Source organism: Chryseobacterium sp. UYP7, from assembly GCF_056279225.1.
Window position 1 is genome coordinate 122592 of record NZ_JBWBQW010000005.1, and the last position, 15255, is coordinate 137846.

Here is a 15255-nt window from a genome sequence, read left to right on the forward strand (position 1 = left end):
TTTATGAAGAAAATGGCTTATTTTTTCAAGCCGTCTTTCAGATCATTAAGTATTTTATGGGTTTGAATTTTTAACTCTTCCAAACCATCATTATTATAAATGACGAAATCTGCAAATTTAATTTTATCCTTTTCCGGCATTTGTTTTTGAATGATCATTTCTACTTCCCGATAGGTTTTTTGATCCCGATCCATGACTCTTTTTAATCGGCAATTGTCATCAGCGGTCACCAAAATTGATTTGTAACAGTTTTCGTTCAGCTTCAATTCAAATAAAAGCGCAGTTTCTTTAAAAATTAACGGACTGGTCTGCTGACTCACCCAGTTTTCAAAATCGATCTTCACCGCGGGATGAATCAGGGCATTGAGCTGAAGCAACAAATCGTCGTTGTGGAAAACAATTTCACTCACATATCTCCGACTGTAAAAGCCATTCTCATCGTAGGATCTTTCTCCTAAAAGTTCCTTGATCTTTGCTTCAAGCGGAGGATTGTCATTCGCAATATTTTTCGCCCGAAGATCTGAATAATATACAGGAAATCCTGCTTCTTCGATGAATTGCGACACCGTTGATTTTCCCGATCCAATTCCGCCGGTTATGCCAATAATTTTTGCGTTTTCCCTGGGTTCGGGTTCGGCTTCTTCTTCTATCATAATTTTATATAAGTTGTTCTGTTTTTAGTAACCAAAAACTTCGTTCATACTAAAAGTCTGGTCTAAGCGAATTCCTTTTTCGGTCATTTTTAGACTCGCCAATTCGTTGTGCGCATCGTGTTCAAAAAACAAAAGATAGTCATTATCAACACACTGCTTCAAAAACTTCGCCTTTTCTTCCATCGTCAAAAGTGGACGAGTATCATAACCCATCACGTAAACCTGTGGAATATGTCCAACCGTTGGTATGAGATCTGCGGCGAAAACAATCGTTTTCTCCTGATACTGAATCACGGGAAGCATCTGTTTGTCGGTATGTCCGTCCACAAAGATCACATCCATTTTCAAGTCTGGAGCGAAACCATAATTGCCATTTTGTGGCGTTGCCAAAAAATTCAATTGTCCACTTTCCTGCATTGGCAAAATATTCTCTTTCAGGAAACTTGCTTTCTCTCTCGGATTCGGTTCAGTTGCCCATTTCCAATGATCTTCGTTCGTCCAGAAATGCGCGTTTTTAAAAGCAGACTGGTAACCGGTGCGGTCATCATTCCACTCTATCGCGCCACCACAATGGTCAAAATGAAGGTGCGTTAAAAAAACATCGGTAATATCTTCTTTAACAAAACCATATTTTTTCAGGTTATTATCCAAAGTATCATCGCCCCAAAGGGAGTAATGACCGAAGAATTTTTCGTCCTGCTTGTTTCCCAAACCACAATCGATGAGGATCAGTTTTTTGCCGTCTTCCACCAAAAGTGAACGCGTTCCCAATTCAATTAAATTATTTTCATCAGCCGGATTAGTCCGTTGCCAAAGCGTTTTCGGCACCACACCAAACATGGCACCACCATCTAATTTAAATTTTCCACACTGTATAGGATAGAGTTTCATAAATTTTTAATTTTTAAATTCTGATCTATTTTTATTTGGGCAGACATTTCCGCCTTCCGTTCCCTCCCGATTTTACATCGGGATCCACTCAAGTCGGGCTGCATATTTTAGCTTCTTACCATATAGATTGTTAAATATAAGAACTTCGTCTTTTCACTTGGTTCTTTTTACTTTTTACTTGGCTCTTCAAAACAATTCATCCGGTCTTCTCGGCACCGCAATGTTCAAATGTTTATACGCCTTCTCAGTAACTTCTCTACCTCTCGGCGTTCGGATAATAAAACCTTCCTGAATCAAAAACGGTTCATAAACCTCTTCCAAAGTTTCCGGATTTTCCCCAATCGAAGTTGCCAATGCCGAAATTCCGACCGGTTTTCCACGGAAGTTCTCAATCATCACACGCATAATTCGATTGTCCATATCATCGAGTCCGAATTCATCAACATTTAATGAGTTCAAAGCAAATTTCGTAATATTAATTTCAATTTCGCCATTTCCTTTGATCTCCGCAAAATCCCGAACTCTTCTCAAAAGCGCATTGGCAATTCTGGGCGTTCCACGACTTCTTCTGGCGATTTCCAAAGCAGCATCTTCGTAGATCTTAACATCTAAAACGCGCGCACTTCTTTCAATAATCATTGATAAAAGTTCAATCGTATAATATTCTAATCTCGACTGAATACCAAATCTCGCCAACATCGGTTTAGTCAACATTCCACTTCTGGTGGTTGCGCCAACCAAAGTAAAAGGATTTAATCCGATCTGAACACTTCTTGCATTCGGACCACTTTCCAGCATGATATCGATTTTATAATCTTCCATCGCCGAATATAAATACTCTTCTACAATCGGCGAAAGTCTGTGAATTTCATCGATAAATAAAACATCATTTTCTTCTAAATTCGTTAGCAATCCAGCCAAACTTCCGGGTTTGTCCAAAACAGGACCTGATGTTATTTTGCAGCCAACTCCCAATTCGTTCGCAATAATATGGGCTAAAGTTGTCTTTCCTAAACCAGGCGGACCGTGTAAAAGAACGTGATCCAAAGCTCCACCACGGTTTTTCGCCGCAGCAACGAACACTTCTAAATTATCCAAAGTTTTGCGCTGTCCGGCAAAATCCTGAAAACTCTGCGGACGGATTTTCTCTTCTAAAATCAATTCATCCTCGGAGAAATTTTCTTGATCGGGATGCAAAAAATCGGGCATTTTCTTAAATTTATTCAAAGATAGAAAATTTTCAGAGGGAAATATTCTTATCTTTTTTTTAAAAAAAAATTGCGACTTAAGATTTCTCCTTTCAATTTCAATTTAATGGCGCAAACACCCGGAATTTAAAACTCTAATATCGTAATTTTGCGCGATATGTTTTCAACACCTCAAAAGCAGAGAATTGCGTTATCGGCCTACTTCTTATTATCTGGAATTTGTTTTTCTACCTGGGCTTCCAGAATCCCCACCATCAAAGCTAATTTTAATCTTACCGAAGGAGATCTGGGAAATTTATTAATGATCATGCCTGCAAGTGCAATTATCGGAATTCCCTTGTCAGGCTGGCTCGTCGCAAAATATGACAGCAGAATTCCCCTGCAATTAGCCAGCGTAACTTTTTTGCTGTCTTTATTGTTGATCGGTTGGGGATTCTCGATGTTTGGACTGATAATTTCCCTTGTTTTATTTTCGATTTCCCTGAGAATTATAAACGTTGCAATCAATACCCAGTCACTTTCCATTCAGCAAAAATTTAAGAAAAGGATCATGGGGAAATTTCATGGCGTCTGGAGTATTGGCGGGATTTTAGGCGTACTTTTTTCTACGGTCATGATCAAATATGACATTTCGATCTTTTGGCATTTTGTGATGATTATTTTATTTGGGCTCCTCATAATTATCTGCATGTTTCCTTTTCTTATTAAAAATGATAAATCCAAAATAAGCAATCCTTTTAAATTTCAAAAACCCAGCAAATACATTTCCCTTCTAGGATTTATCGTCTTTTTTGCGGCAATTTGCGAGGGTGGGATGTATGACTGGAACGGTGTTTATCTTAAAGAAATTGTGAAACAGGAAGTTTTCACCTATGGTTATTTACTGTTCATGGTTTGCATGACGATTTCCAGATTAACAATCGACAGAATGATGGAGCAGTTTGGGATGCAGAATCTCTACATTGCGAGTTCGGTTTTGGTAACCGCAGGAATTTTACTTGCCACAATTTTTCCGACTCTTATTCCCGTTTTGATTGGATTTTGCATGGTCGGATTTGGAGTCTCGGGACTTTACCCAATGACTTTCATCCTCGCAGGGAAAGCTAAAAAATATTCCATTCCGATTGTAATTTCAATTATCAGCACCTATTCTACGGTTGGAATGTTTTTAGGACCGCCGATTATTGGGTATCTTGCAAGTGCCTTTGGTTTGCAAAAAGCATTTATCATATTTATTGTGGCTGGATTGATGTTTATTCCACTTTCCAAAATGGTTTTTGATCATCTAAAGAAAACGGAGTAAATTGATAGAAAAAGGAAATAGTAAAGTTGAAGCATATTTAATTTTTTAACCATATAAGTCACCTAAGGCTTGGATAAATTATAGGAATAAAGTTCGCAGAAGATAAAAGACTTTTAAAACTGATGCGATCTTTTCACCTTAAAAATATAATTAGCTCAAGTATCTTATATGTTTAAAAAAATTTGGACTTCTCCTTAAATGTCTTTTATTTAAATTTTGACAACATCTTAAAAATCACCTCATGAAATTAATAGGCCCTTTCAAACAAATCATTACGCTCGCTAATCTTCCCTTACGTGGAAAACTTTCAGATGACCAACTCGAAATTATTACTGATGGCGGACTTTTAATCAAAGAGGGAAAAATCGAAATCGTTGGTTCTTTTCAAGAATTGAAAAATCAGTTCCCAACTATTGAAACTGACAATATTGAAGGTGAACAGATCTGTTTGCCTGCTTTTGTAGATTCTCACACGCACATTTGCTTTGGTGGAAATCGCGCCAATGATTTTGCCATGCGAAATGCCGGAAAAACCTATTTAGAGATCGCTGAAACTGGCGGTGGTATTTGGAGTTCCGTTCAACACACGAGAATCGCGAGCGAAGAAGAATTATTGAAGACCATTTTGGAAAGAATAAATACTTTAGTTTCCTTAGGAATTACGACGATTGAAATTAAATCAGGCTACGGTTTAGATGTCGAAAATGAATTAAAAATGTTGCGTGTCATAAAAAAAGCGCAATCGTTTACGAAAGCGACTTTGGTTCCAACTTGCCTTTCTGCACATTTAAAACCCAGAGATTTTGAAGGAAATTCAACAGAATATTTACAATTCATCATCGATGAAATTTTACCAAAAGTAAAAGAAGAAAATCTCGCAAAACGTGTTGATATTTTTATTGAAAAATCCGCTTTTCTACCGGAAGAAAGCAAAGACTTTTTATTAAAAGCAAAAAAACTCGGTTTCGAAATTACCGTTCATGCCGATCAATTCAGTTCAGGAAGTTCCAGAATTGCGGTAGAAGTTGGTGCAAAATCAGCCGATCATTTAGAAGCAACAATTGATGAAGATATTGCATTTATCGCGAAATCAGAAACCGTTGCAACGGCACTTCCGGGTGCAAGTTTAGGATTAGGCGAAAAATTTACACCAGCACGGAAAATTTTAGATGCAGGTGGAATTCTCGCTATCGCATCCGATTGGAATCCGGGTTCTGCACCAATGGGGAATTTAATCGCTCAAGCAAGTATTTTAGCGACTTTCGAAAAATTGTCAACGGCAGAAGTTTTGGCAGGAATTACTTTCCGGTCCGCATTTGCGCTGAGTTTAGAAGACCGCGGAACTTTAGAAAAAGGGAAAAAAGCCGATTTCGTTACCTTTAAAACAGATAATTTCCAGAACGTTCTTTATCATCAGGGCAGTTTAAAGGCAGATGCAGTTTACATTAATGGGGAAAAACAAAATTTATGAGCGTAGAAAATAAAAACAATAATTCTTACAGGGACTTTTGGAACTGGTTTGAAACTCAGGAAAAAGAATTTTTTACGATCGTAAAAGAGCACGATTTTATTGAAGAAAAATTTCTGGATATTATTTTACCAAAATTAAAAGAGATTGATGAGAATTTCTTCGTTCTCACCGGAATGTCTTCTGAAACTACCGCAGAGCTTATTATCACTGTTGATGGGAATATAAAAGATATTGTTTATGCAGAAGAATTTGTAAAAGCTGCTCCAAATCTTCAAAATTGGAAATTCACAGCGCTTAAACCAGAAACGAGAATCGAAAATATCAGCATCCAGTTTGCTGATTATGTTTTCGATAAAAATACCGTTTACTTTTACTCGAACGACGATGAAGATTATCCCGACGAAATTGACTTAGTCTTTGTTCATGAGGATATGAATGATGAAAATGAAAACGAAATCATCAACGGAACTTATCTCTTTATCGATAATTATTTAGGAGAACTCAACTTTATTACTCAAATCGATAATTTTTCGATTTTAGGGAAACATGAGGCCGAAAAAGAATTAATTCCTATCGTAAAACTGAAAGATTTTCTGAGTTGGCGGGAAAGAGAATTTACCGAAAAATACGTAAGCGCTAAAATTGAAACCTCCGAAGATTCCTATTCTTTACTCGAAGGAACTCTGGAAAACGGCTTTCCTTTGCTTGCCACGGTGAATGTTGATCTGTTGCAGTGGAATCAAAAAGCCTCGCATCCCTGGATTTCTGTTTTGAGAATTGCTTTTAAAGGCGATGAAGCCAACGGTTTTCCAGACGATCATGATTACGACCTTTTTAATACAATTGAAGATGAAATGATGCTTCAGTTAAAAGAAAATGAAGGAAACCTGAATTTAGGCCGTGAAACCGCGGAAAATTTACGGGAGATCTATTTTGTCAGCAAAGACTTCCGCAGGATTTCTAAAGTCCTCGCAGAAACAGTCGATCAATATCCGGACTACGAAATGACCTTCGAAATCTATAAAGATAAGTACTGGCAATCTTTTGAACGATACGGAATTCATTAAAAATCTTTATCTTTAAACCATAAAATTTAGAGCAATGACCAACTTAGATATGTGGGAAGTTTTTATACAGACAAAACCAGGACTATCCCATAAACACGCAGGAATCGTACAGGCAGCAACCGCCGAAATGGCACTTCAGGCAGCGCGCGATGTTTATACCAGAAGAATGGAAGGAACCTCAATTTGGGTCGTACCGAGCAAATATTTGGTAACTTCTGAAGGAATTGACAAAGAAGCATTTTTCGATCCGGCAGATGATAAACTCTATCGCCACCCGACTTTTTACGAAATCCCGAATGATGTGAAAAACATGTAAACGCAGGATGATGGATGATTGATGTCAGATGTTTTTCACACTGCCAATCACCCAACACCTAACATCTAACACCTAACATTACAAATGAATCCACTTTTTAATTATACTTTAAAATTAGCCGATGATACTTTGATTTTTGGTCAGAGATTGGGCGAACTGTGCGGACAGGGTCCTTATCTGGAAGAAGATATCGCCTTGACAAATATCGCTTTGGATGATCTCGGACAGTCTAATAATTTTTATAAATATGCCGCTCAAATTCAGGATCTTGGAAAAACCGAAGATGATCTGGCTTTTCTTCGTTTAGAAAAAGAATATTTGAATTGTCAGTTAGCAGAACTTCCAAATGGAGATTATGCGAACACCATTTTGAAGGTTTATTTCTTCGCAGTTTATCAAAAAATTCTTTATACAGAATTGATGAAAAGCAGCGACGAACAACTTTCAGGAATCGCAGAGAAATCTTTGAAAGAAGTAAAATATCATTATACGCATACTTCAACCTGGATTAAAATGTTTGCAGGTGGAACCGAAGAAAGCAAAACCCGCATCCAGAATGCAGTTGAAAATCTTTGGGAATATACCGCCGGAATGTTTGCAGAAACTCCGGGTGAAGAAGATCTGGTGAAATTAGATATCGTTCCCGACGGAAAGCAGATTCACGAAACCTGGAAAACAACGATTATGCAGGATTTCCAGAACTTTGGTATCGATATTCCTGAAAGTGATTTCATGCAAAAAGGCTCAAGAACCGGTTATCACACAGAATATTTTGGATTTATTTTATGTGAATTGCAGTTTATGCAAAAAACGTATCCTAACTGCGCCTGGTAAATTTAGGTGATAATTGATAGCTGTAAAATTATTGATTTTCAGTTTTTGTGAACTTTCAAAGCATCATTTTCACTTTAATAATCAGAAAACTTTTGTGCCTTTTGTGGTTAAAAAATTAAAAATTCTATGGTTAAAATAGAACGAGACTTATTCGAACTTCTTTCCCATATTCCTGATCCCGAAATTCCCGTTATAAACATCGTGGAACTTGGCATTGTTCGGGAAGCAAAAATGATTGGCGACAATGAAGCAGAAATTGTTATCACGCCGACCTATTCGGCTTGTCCGGCAATGTTTAATATTGAAGAAGACATTATTAAACTTTTTAAAGAAAAAGGAATTAAGGCAAAAGTGTCGACTAAAATCTCCCCGATCTGGACAACCGACTGGATCACCGATGAAGCCCGCGAAAAACTACGCGTTTACGGAATTACGCCTCCTGAAAAAGGAAATTACGAAGACCATTTAAACGTTCCAAAAAAATGCCCGAGATGCGGTTCTGAAAACACAAAACAAATCAGCCGATTCGGTTCTACTCTTTGCAAAGCAAGTTATCAATGCAACGACTGTCTGGAACCTTTTGATTATTTCAAGTGTCATTAATTCGATTTGATAATTTGATCATGTGCTAATTTGATAATTAAAAAAACCATTATTCAAAGCATTATTTTTAATATAATTAAAACTTTATCTTTGTTTGAAGACATTGATATTGGAAAAACCTCTTCACATTAACACATCACCAAATCAGCACATTAATATGTACACGCAACTCGAAATAGAAACTCATTTAGAGGGAAAATTACAGATCGCTTATCTCAATGACGAGAAAACATACAACAGCTTAAACAAAACTTTACTTATAGAACTGCGAAAATTTATTCACGACGGAAGCCGGGACGAAAATGTTCGTTGTCTCGCTATTTCTGGTCGTGGCAAAGCCTTCTGTTCCGGGCAAAACCTAAAAGACGCTATGTCTTTCAGCGATCCTGAAGAAGACCGCGTTATTCAAAGAATGGTTATCGATTATTATAATCCTTTGGTCAAAGAAATTGCAAGCGCCCGAAAACCAGTGATCTCTCTGGTCAATGGTCCTGCAGTTGGTGCCGGAGCAATGTTAGCTTTGATCTGTGATTTTACGTTAGCAACAGAATCTTCTTATTTTTCTCAGGCTTTTGTAAACATTGGATTAATTCCGGATACCGGCGGAACCTATTGGTTACCAAAACTTTTGGGAAGACAACAGGCAAATTATCTGGCGTTTACAGGTAAGAAATTATCAGCAACGGAAGCAAAAAGTTTAGGTCTGATCGCAGATGTTTTTGAAGATGAAAATTTTATAGTGAATGCTAGGGGAATTTTAGAACAAATTTCGAATTTACCAACGAAAGCAATTTCACTCACGAAAAAAGCTTTTAATGAATCTTATGACAATAACCTTTCTCAACAATTAGATGTAGAAGGAATACTTCAGCAGGAAGCAGCAGAATCAGAAGATTTTATGGAAGGAGTTTCTGCATTTTTAGAAAAAAGAAAACCAGAGTATAAAGGAAGGTAAATCGATGATTTGATGATGAGTTGATGTGACAATTTTTCTCATCAACGAATTACCGTATCATCACATCAACATATCAACACATTATGAATGTAGGAATTATCGGTTCTGGAACCATGGGAATTGGAATTGCACAAGTTGCAGCCATGAATAACTGTGAAGTTTTTCTTTATGATCAAAACGCAGAGCAGACCGAAAAATCATTAGAAGGACTTCAGAAAGTTTTGGCAAGATTGGTCGAAAAGAATAAAATTGATTTCGAAGAAAGTGAAAACATTTACAACCGAATCAAATTTTGCACAGAATTAAAAGATTTTAAATCGTGTGATTTGGTCATCGAAGCCATTATCGAGAACAAAGAAATCAAAACGAAAGTCTTTCAAAATTTAGAAGAAATTGTTTCTGAGGAATGTATTATTTCAAGTAATACTTCTTCGATTTCGATTACTTCCCTATCTTCAGAATTAAAAAACCCGAAACGTTTTATTGGAATTCATTTTTTCAATCCGGCTCCGCTAATGCCTTTGGTAGAAATTATTCCTGGTTTATTAACTGAGAAAAACTTAGCAGGCGAAATCGTTACGTTGATGAAAAGCTGGGGAAAAGTTCCGGTGATCGCGAAAGATGTTCCGGGATTTATTGTGAATAGAATTGCTCGTCCGTTTTATGGGGAAGCCTTAAGAATTGCCGAAGAAAACATAGCAACTCCCGAACAGATCGATGATGCGATGCGAACTTTGGGAAATTTCAAAATGGGACCATTTGAACTCATGGATCTTATTGGAATTGATGTGAATTTCTCCGTAACAAAAACCGTTTACGCCGATTATTTTTACGATCCAAAATACAAACCGAGTTTGCTTCAGCAAAGAATGAGCGAGGCAAAACTACATGGCCGGAAAACTGGAAAAGGATTTTACGATTACGCTGAAAACGCTGAAAAGCCAGTTCCTGAAAAAAACGAAAAACTCTACCAAGAAATCTTTTTAAGGATTTTATCAATGCTAATTAACGAAGCTGTAGAAGCAAAACGACTCGGAATTGCCAATGATGAAGCCATAGAATTAGCCATGCAAAAAGGAGTGAATTATCCTAAAGGTTTGTTGAAATGGGGATTTGATATTGGTTATGATAAAGTTTCGGAAACGTTGCAAAATCTTTATAACGAATATCAGGAAGAAAGATATCGACAAAGTATTTTGTTGAAAAGAATGATCAATAATGAGACTTTATAAATATCAAGGCATTGATAATATTGATAGAGATCTAGGTTTCATAAAATCAAATAAATTTTGGGCGTCTAAAATTCAAGATTTAAATGATCCAAGTGAAGCGTTATATAATATTGATAGTTTTAAAAGAAATTTGACTGCCACTTTACGGGTTTTAAGTTTTTTTAAACTGGTTGACTCCAATAATAAAAATGCAGAAAATCTTTCAGAGGCATATTTAAATATAATAAATCACTTCAAAAAATACGGAATTTATTGTCTTTCAAAAGATATTTTAAATGAATTAATGTGGGCACATTATTCGTCTGGACATAAAGGATTTTGCATTGAATATGAAATTGAAAACGTAAAAGAGTTTAATATAAAATATAAAGATGGAGAGGAATATTTAGAAAATTCAATTTCAAAAATTGATATCCATTATTCAAATAAAATCTTCAAAATTGAACCAAAAATCATTAATGCAAATCATAAAACATTAAGAGAAAATTTATTTGAGCGAAAATCTATAAATTGGAAATATGAAAGGGAAGTAAGAATAATTACAATGCTTCCCGGTGAACATAATTATAGTGCAAAATCCTTAAAGTCTATTACGCTAGGATTTTGCATGAGTTCGCCAAATAAAATCAAAATAATTAATATGCTATCTGATAAAAATATCGAATTTTATCAGATTAAGAGAATGAAAAATTCATACACATTATATAGAGAAAAATTAAAAATATGACTCCTCACGAACTCGCTCAATACATGCTCAATCAAGATTATTTTTCACAATGGATGGGAATTAAACTCATCGAAATTCGGGAGAAATATTGTCTTATTGAAATGCCTGTAAAAAAAGAAATGATCAACGGATTGCGAACGGTTCACGGAGGCGTTACATTTTCTTTGGCGGATTCTGCATTGGCTTTTTCGAGTAATAATACGAACGAAGCTTCGGTTGCGTTGCATTGTTCCATGAATTTCACAAAAGCAATAAGGTTACGTGACACTTTAACGGCGGAAAGTGTTTTGATTTCTGACACCCGAAAAACTGGAGTTTATGATATTTCGATTACGAATCAGCATAAAATCTTGGTGGCGACTTTTCGGGGAACGGTTTATAAAATTGAGAAGAAAGTGACGGATTTGTAGATCTAAAGATTTTCATTATTTATTTAAAAAACTGTTAATCAATACAGTTACCTTTTAAAAATACTTACAAATAGATTTGTCATTAATACCAAAACTTGGTACATTTGTTTTAAATTAAAATCGAAATGGGAAAAAATACATCAATATTACTTGGCGATTATTTTGAAAATTTTGTCAACGAAAAAATTACTTCCGGAAAATTTTCGTCTGTAAGTGAAGTCATTAGAAATGCGTTGCGTTTAATGGAAAGTGAAGAAAATAAAACGAAGACCTTGATCAACGAACTTAAAATCGGAGAAAAAAGTGGAATCGTAAAAGATTTTGACAGGAATGAAAATTTGAAAAAAATTCACGCCAAACACCTCGTCAAATGACCTTTGAAATAAGTGAAAAAGCAAATGAAGATCTTGAAAACATTTGGATATATACTTATGAAAATTGGTCTCAAGAACAGGCAGACCGCTATTATAATCTTATCCTAAATGAGATTGAATATATCACTGATAATTTTGAAAGTGGCAAATCATTCGAACATATTAGAAAAGGTTATCGCTCTACAAAAGTAAAATCTCATCTTATATTTTACAGAAAATCAAAAAGAGATACCGTAGAAATCATCAGAATACTTCATCAAAGAATGGATATTGAAAACCGCTTGAATGAATAGTAATTTTAATTTATATTTTTTCACGCATAACTCCAAGTTATATTAAAACAGAATCTGCAGCCCGACTTGAACGAAGCTCTTTTTTATTGTTGTCTGAGCGAAGTCGAAGATAACAATAAAAAAAGCGGGAGTGGAAGGCGGAAATGTCTGCCTTAAAAAAACGATAAATGGACATTCGACTTAGTCAAATGTCTGCCTCAAAAGAAAATAATTTAATACCTCAAATTAATTGGTTAATAAGTTTTGGCTAAAGTTAAATGCTTTCTACTTTTGTAAAACGGGCTAAAGCCCGCTCCTATTGATTTTGTTAAAGTTCTAATAATCATACTTTCGATTAGAGTTAATTCTAAAATCTTACTAAATCCTAACTTCAAAACTATTTTGAAGTTTTTTTTATTTTGATGTAATATAATTCGGAAATTAGTTGTCTTACTTATAGAAACAAAACTATGACCCACGATATTTTTAAAAATACGGTATTCTGTCTCAAAGATGAGATGTATCGTTTTGCGAAAAGATTCGTGACGAGCAGTGACGAAGCGGAAGATGTTGTACAGGATCTGATGATGAAATTCTGGCAGAAAAAAGAAGAACTCGCGAACTTTGGAAATCTGAAATCTTACGCCTTGAAATCGGTAAAAAATGAATGCCTCAACAGATTAAAGCACCACGATGTGAAAATGGGTTTTGCAGATTTTCAAATGCACAGAAGTGAGCTTTACCAGGTTGAAACCAATAATTTAAAGGAACAGATCATAGGATTTATCAACCTTTTGCCGGAGAAACAAAAGGCAGTGATTCACCTGAAAGATGTGGAAGAATATGAAGTCTCAGAAATATCGGTGATCTTGGAAATGGAAGAAAATGCTGTACGCGTAAATTTAATGCGAGCGCGGCAGAAAGTGAAAGAACAGATCCAAAAACTCATGGATTTTGAAAACAGAATGATAGAAAGTTTATAAACAATTTTGAAATGAATACCAACGATACCGACAAAAAATACAAGGAAATCTTCAATGAGCTCAAAGAAGATAAAATGAACTGGAATTTCGAGGATTTTTTGGCAGAAACCGAAAAGAAAGATAAGATTATTCCGTTAGTGACGAAAACGAAAGGTGGTGGAATTCCGAAAATATTTTTGATGGCGGCAAGTTTAGTACTGCTTGTCTCCCTCGGAATCGTTTTTAAAACATCGACCAATTCTACTATTACGGATAAAGATAATCTGGTACGAAATGAAATTCAAAAACAAAAAGACAATTTCGGAAATGGAAATGAAATTGTCGCTATGCAAAATAAAGACACGCTGAGCGTCGTTTCCGATACTTTACTTTCTGACTCCACCTCCATAAAATTTGATGCCGACGTTACAGAAAAAATTCTTCCGAAAAGAGGTCGCATCAGAAGACAATCGAGACCGCAATATGTTCAAAATTCTCTTGAAAAATCTGCAAAAAAAGAAGACGAGAAAAAAATAAACTATCAATCCAATTACGTCATCATCAACGGACAAAAAATTGAAAACGAGCAGGAAGCAATCGACCTCACAAAGTATTCCTTCCGCATCTTATCTGAAAATGTTTCTAAAACAGTGGCTTCAACCGAAGCAGTGAACAACTTTAACAATGACTATTAAAAATAAAATATCATGCAAAAATTAATCATCATATTCGCCCTTTTCTTTTCGTATTTCTTTCAAATAAATGCGCAAAAAGATAAACTGGATCAGCTTTTTGAAAAATACCAGGAAGCAGATGGAGTAACCTCCATCAAGATCGCAAAACCAATGTTTAACATGCTCAACAAATTAAACATTGCCGACGATGAACTGTCTCAAATTAAACCTTTGCTCAGTAAGATCAACGGTTTGAAAATCCTCATCGTGGAAAAACCAAACGCTTCGTCAAAACCTGATCAGCAGGGAAAACAAATTCAGTTTCAAAAATTACAGTCGGATATTACAAGTTCTTTGAAAAACATGAAGTACGAAGAATTAATGACTGTGAACAGCAAAGACAACAAAATTAAGTTCTTGTCTTCGGATGCGAAGAATGGGATTTTAGATGATCTTTTACTTAGTATTAATTCTGAGGGAAACACGATGTTACTCATGCTGGAAGGAAAAATCTCCATGGATGATGTGAATAATCTGATCAACGAAGCGCAGAATTCTGCACCAATTAGCACGATTACCACGGAAAATATCAGTTCAAATGGGACAACTCAAGTTCGGAATGTCGGGAAATTTACAGGAGTTTCCGTTTCAAGTGGCATCAAAGTGAATTTCACGCAGGGAAATAACCAGTCTGTAGTTGTTGATACCGATCCGAATATGCAGCAATATATTTCAACAGAAGTTGAAAACGGCATTCTGGTGATTGCAGTAAAAAATAAGAACAACAAGAATTTAAACTTCAAAAAACTATTAGTAACCGTTGAAGCACCGAGACTTTCTTATACCAAAGTTTCTTCGGGTTCTCTTTTCACAACTATCAATACCATTAATGAAAATGAATTTAAAGCAGATATTTCCTCTGGCGCGAATTTGAATGCAGATCTGAATATTAAAAATTCAGTTTATGTAGATATCAGTTCAGGTTCCAGTGCAAAAATAGATGTGAACGCAAACAGTTTCGAACTGGAAGGAAGCAGCGGGTCGATGTCAACAATTACAGGAAAAGCGGACAAAGTTTCGTTCGATCTATCCAGCGCTTCTGCTTGTAATGCTCAAAACTTAGTGGCTAATCAAGTGAATGCTGAAGCCTCCTCCGGTGCAACAATTAAAGTGCATGCCAATGAAAAATTAGTCGGTACAGCAAGCTCCGGAGCATCTATCCGGTACAAAGGAAATCCTCAAATTTCCAACGGCGATACAAAAACATCAAGCGGTGGAAGCATTAAACCTTTAAATTAAAATC

Annotated in this window: 18 protein-coding genes; 15 read left to right on the forward strand and 3 right to left on the reverse strand. The window is 35.8% G+C overall.

Translation table 11 applies throughout. The features are described 5' to 3' along the window. Nucleotides 1-17 precede the first annotated feature (17 nt). From coaE to ruvB, 3 genes are all read right to left on the reverse strand, one after another. Entirely contained in the window at nucleotides 18-653 is a 636-nt protein-coding gene (gene coaE / locus ACZ9HT_RS11485) for a dephospho-CoA kinase (protein ID WP_476040632.1), read from the reverse strand. Between the two features lie 24 nt (nucleotides 654-677). Next, the gene (locus ACZ9HT_RS11490) at nucleotides 678-1544 is read right to left on the reverse strand and encodes an MBL fold metallo-hydrolase (RefSeq protein ID WP_476040633.1); all 867 of its coding nucleotides are present in this window, start codon (nucleotides 1542-1544) and stop codon (nucleotides 678-680) included. 186 nt (nucleotides 1545-1730) lie between these two features. Continuing rightward, complete coding sequence (gene ruvB, locus ACZ9HT_RS11495) at nucleotides 1731-2753, reverse strand: Holliday junction branch migration DNA helicase RuvB (RefSeq protein WP_476040634.1); 1023 nt, start codon at nucleotides 2751-2753, stop codon at nucleotides 1731-1733. Nucleotides 2754-2909: 156 nt separating this feature from the next. Between ruvB and ACZ9HT_RS11500 the strand changes: the two genes are divergently transcribed. The 15 genes from ACZ9HT_RS11500 to ACZ9HT_RS11570 all read left to right on the forward strand — a co-directional run bounded on the left by ACZ9HT_RS11500 (nucleotide 2910) and on the right by ACZ9HT_RS11570 (nucleotide 15251). Continuing rightward, nucleotides 2910-4055: an MFS transporter gene (locus ACZ9HT_RS11500; RefSeq protein WP_476040635.1), complete on the forward strand. Its 1146-nt coding sequence runs from the start codon at nucleotides 2910-2912 to the stop codon at nucleotides 4053-4055. 241 nt (nucleotides 4056-4296) lie between these two features. Beyond that, nucleotides 4297-5526: an imidazolonepropionase gene (gene hutI, locus ACZ9HT_RS11505; RefSeq protein ID WP_476040636.1), complete on the forward strand. Its 1230-nt coding sequence runs from the start codon at nucleotides 4297-4299 to the stop codon at nucleotides 5524-5526. Beyond that, nucleotides 5523-6593, forward strand: coding sequence for a DUF695 domain-containing protein (locus ACZ9HT_RS11510; protein WP_476040637.1), 1071 nt, complete (start codon nucleotides 5523-5525; stop codon nucleotides 6591-6593). The genes hutI and ACZ9HT_RS11510 overlap by 4 nt, the downstream gene beginning before the upstream one ends. Before the next feature lie 34 nt (nucleotides 6594-6627). Further along, nucleotides 6628-6909, forward strand: coding sequence for a 1,2-phenylacetyl-CoA epoxidase subunit PaaB (gene paaB, locus ACZ9HT_RS11515; protein ID WP_476040638.1), 282 nt, complete (start codon nucleotides 6628-6630; stop codon nucleotides 6907-6909). An 84-nt stretch (nucleotides 6910-6993) separates the two neighbouring features. Continuing rightward, nucleotides 6994-7743, forward strand: coding sequence for a 1,2-phenylacetyl-CoA epoxidase subunit PaaC (gene paaC / locus ACZ9HT_RS11520; RefSeq protein WP_476040639.1), 750 nt, complete (start codon nucleotides 6994-6996; stop codon nucleotides 7741-7743). A 126-nt stretch (nucleotides 7744-7869) separates the two neighbouring features. Beyond that, the gene (gene paaD / locus ACZ9HT_RS11525; RefSeq protein ID WP_476040640.1) at nucleotides 7870-8346 is read left to right on the forward strand and encodes a 1,2-phenylacetyl-CoA epoxidase subunit PaaD; all 477 of its coding nucleotides are present in this window, start codon (nucleotides 7870-7872) and stop codon (nucleotides 8344-8346) included. A gap of 157 nt (nucleotides 8347-8503) precedes the next feature. Beyond that, a complete protein-coding gene (locus ACZ9HT_RS11530) occupies nucleotides 8504-9301 on the forward strand; it encodes an enoyl-CoA hydratase-related protein (protein ID WP_476040804.1) in 798 nt (265 codons plus the stop codon). A gap of 83 nt (nucleotides 9302-9384) precedes the next feature. Continuing rightward, entirely contained in the window at nucleotides 9385-10533 is a 1149-nt protein-coding gene (locus ACZ9HT_RS11535) for a 3-hydroxyacyl-CoA dehydrogenase NAD-binding domain-containing protein (RefSeq protein ID WP_476040641.1), read from the forward strand. Then, nucleotides 10520-11260, forward strand: a complete 741-nt coding sequence (locus ACZ9HT_RS11540; protein WP_476040642.1) for a DUF2971 domain-containing protein — start codon at nucleotides 10520-10522, stop codon at nucleotides 11258-11260. The genes ACZ9HT_RS11535 and ACZ9HT_RS11540 overlap by 14 nt, the downstream gene beginning before the upstream one ends. Continuing rightward, nucleotides 11257-11670 carry a PaaI family thioesterase gene (locus ACZ9HT_RS11545; RefSeq protein ID WP_476040643.1) on the forward strand — a complete coding sequence of 138 codons (414 nt, stop codon included), beginning with the start codon at nucleotides 11257-11259 and terminating at the stop codon, nucleotides 11668-11670. Before ACZ9HT_RS11540 ends, ACZ9HT_RS11545 begins: the two co-directional genes overlap by 4 nt. A gap of 125 nt (nucleotides 11671-11795) precedes the next feature. Continuing rightward, nucleotides 11796-12044 (forward strand): type II toxin-antitoxin system ParD family antitoxin, encoded by a 249-nt coding sequence (locus tag ACZ9HT_RS11550; protein ID WP_476040644.1) that lies wholly within the window; start codon nucleotides 11796-11798, stop codon nucleotides 12042-12044. Continuing rightward, a complete protein-coding gene (locus ACZ9HT_RS11555; protein WP_476040645.1) occupies nucleotides 12041-12337 on the forward strand; it encodes a type II toxin-antitoxin system RelE/ParE family toxin in 297 nt (98 codons plus the stop codon). Before ACZ9HT_RS11550 ends, ACZ9HT_RS11555 begins: the two co-directional genes overlap by 4 nt. A 449-nt stretch (nucleotides 12338-12786) precedes the next feature. Next, nucleotides 12787-13299, forward strand: a complete 513-nt coding sequence (locus ACZ9HT_RS11560; protein ID WP_476040646.1) for an RNA polymerase sigma factor — start codon at nucleotides 12787-12789, stop codon at nucleotides 13297-13299. Nucleotides 13300-13310: 11 nt separating this feature from the next. Beyond that, nucleotides 13311-13973, forward strand: a complete 663-nt coding sequence (locus ACZ9HT_RS11565) for a hypothetical protein (protein ID WP_476040647.1) — start codon at nucleotides 13311-13313, stop codon at nucleotides 13971-13973. Nucleotides 13974-13985: 12 nt separating this feature from the next. Beyond that, nucleotides 13986-15251, forward strand: a complete 1266-nt coding sequence (locus tag ACZ9HT_RS11570) for a DUF4252 domain-containing protein (RefSeq protein WP_476040648.1) — start codon at nucleotides 13986-13988, stop codon at nucleotides 15249-15251. Nucleotides 15252-15255: the final 4 nt, after the last annotated feature.

Bases quoted from the DNA above. Each gene is read 5' to 3' on its own strand.
- coaE (WP_476040632.1), bottom strand. From the start codon at position 653: ATGATAGAAGAAGAAGCCGAACCCGAACCCAGGGAAAACGCAAAAATT.
- ACZ9HT_RS11490 (WP_476040633.1), bottom strand. From the start codon at position 1,544: ATGAAACTCTATCCTATACAGTGTGGAAAATTTAAATTAGATGGTGGT.
- ruvB (WP_476040634.1), bottom strand. From the start codon at position 2,753: ATGCCCGATTTTTTGCATCCCGATCAAGAAAATTTCTCCGAGGATGAA.
- ACZ9HT_RS11500 (WP_476040635.1), top strand. From the start codon at position 2,910: ATGTTTTCAACACCTCAAAAGCAGAGAATTGCGTTATCGGCCTACTTC.
- hutI (WP_476040636.1), top strand. From the start codon at position 4,297: ATGAAATTAATAGGCCCTTTCAAACAAATCATTACGCTCGCTAATCTT.
- ACZ9HT_RS11510 (WP_476040637.1), top strand. From the start codon at position 5,523: ATGAGCGTAGAAAATAAAAACAATAATTCTTACAGGGACTTTTGGAAC.
- paaB (WP_476040638.1), top strand. From the start codon at position 6,628: ATGACCAACTTAGATATGTGGGAAGTTTTTATACAGACAAAACCAGGA.
- paaC (WP_476040639.1), top strand. From the start codon at position 6,994: ATGAATCCACTTTTTAATTATACTTTAAAATTAGCCGATGATACTTTG.
- paaD (WP_476040640.1), top strand. From the start codon at position 7,870: ATGGTTAAAATAGAACGAGACTTATTCGAACTTCTTTCCCATATTCCT.
- ACZ9HT_RS11530 (WP_476040804.1), top strand. From the start codon at position 8,504: ATGTACACGCAACTCGAAATAGAAACTCATTTAGAGGGAAAATTACAG.
- ACZ9HT_RS11535 (WP_476040641.1), top strand. From the start codon at position 9,385: ATGAATGTAGGAATTATCGGTTCTGGAACCATGGGAATTGGAATTGCA.
- ACZ9HT_RS11540 (WP_476040642.1), top strand. From the start codon at position 10,520: ATGAGACTTTATAAATATCAAGGCATTGATAATATTGATAGAGATCTA.
- ACZ9HT_RS11545 (WP_476040643.1), top strand. From the start codon at position 11,257: ATGACTCCTCACGAACTCGCTCAATACATGCTCAATCAAGATTATTTT.
- ACZ9HT_RS11550 (WP_476040644.1), top strand. From the start codon at position 11,796: ATGGGAAAAAATACATCAATATTACTTGGCGATTATTTTGAAAATTTT.
- ACZ9HT_RS11555 (WP_476040645.1), top strand. From the start codon at position 12,041: ATGACCTTTGAAATAAGTGAAAAAGCAAATGAAGATCTTGAAAACATT.
- ACZ9HT_RS11560 (WP_476040646.1), top strand. From the start codon at position 12,787: ATGACCCACGATATTTTTAAAAATACGGTATTCTGTCTCAAAGATGAG.
- ACZ9HT_RS11565 (WP_476040647.1), top strand. From the start codon at position 13,311: ATGAATACCAACGATACCGACAAAAAATACAAGGAAATCTTCAATGAG.
- ACZ9HT_RS11570 (WP_476040648.1), top strand. From the start codon at position 13,986: ATGCAAAAATTAATCATCATATTCGCCCTTTTCTTTTCGTATTTCTTT.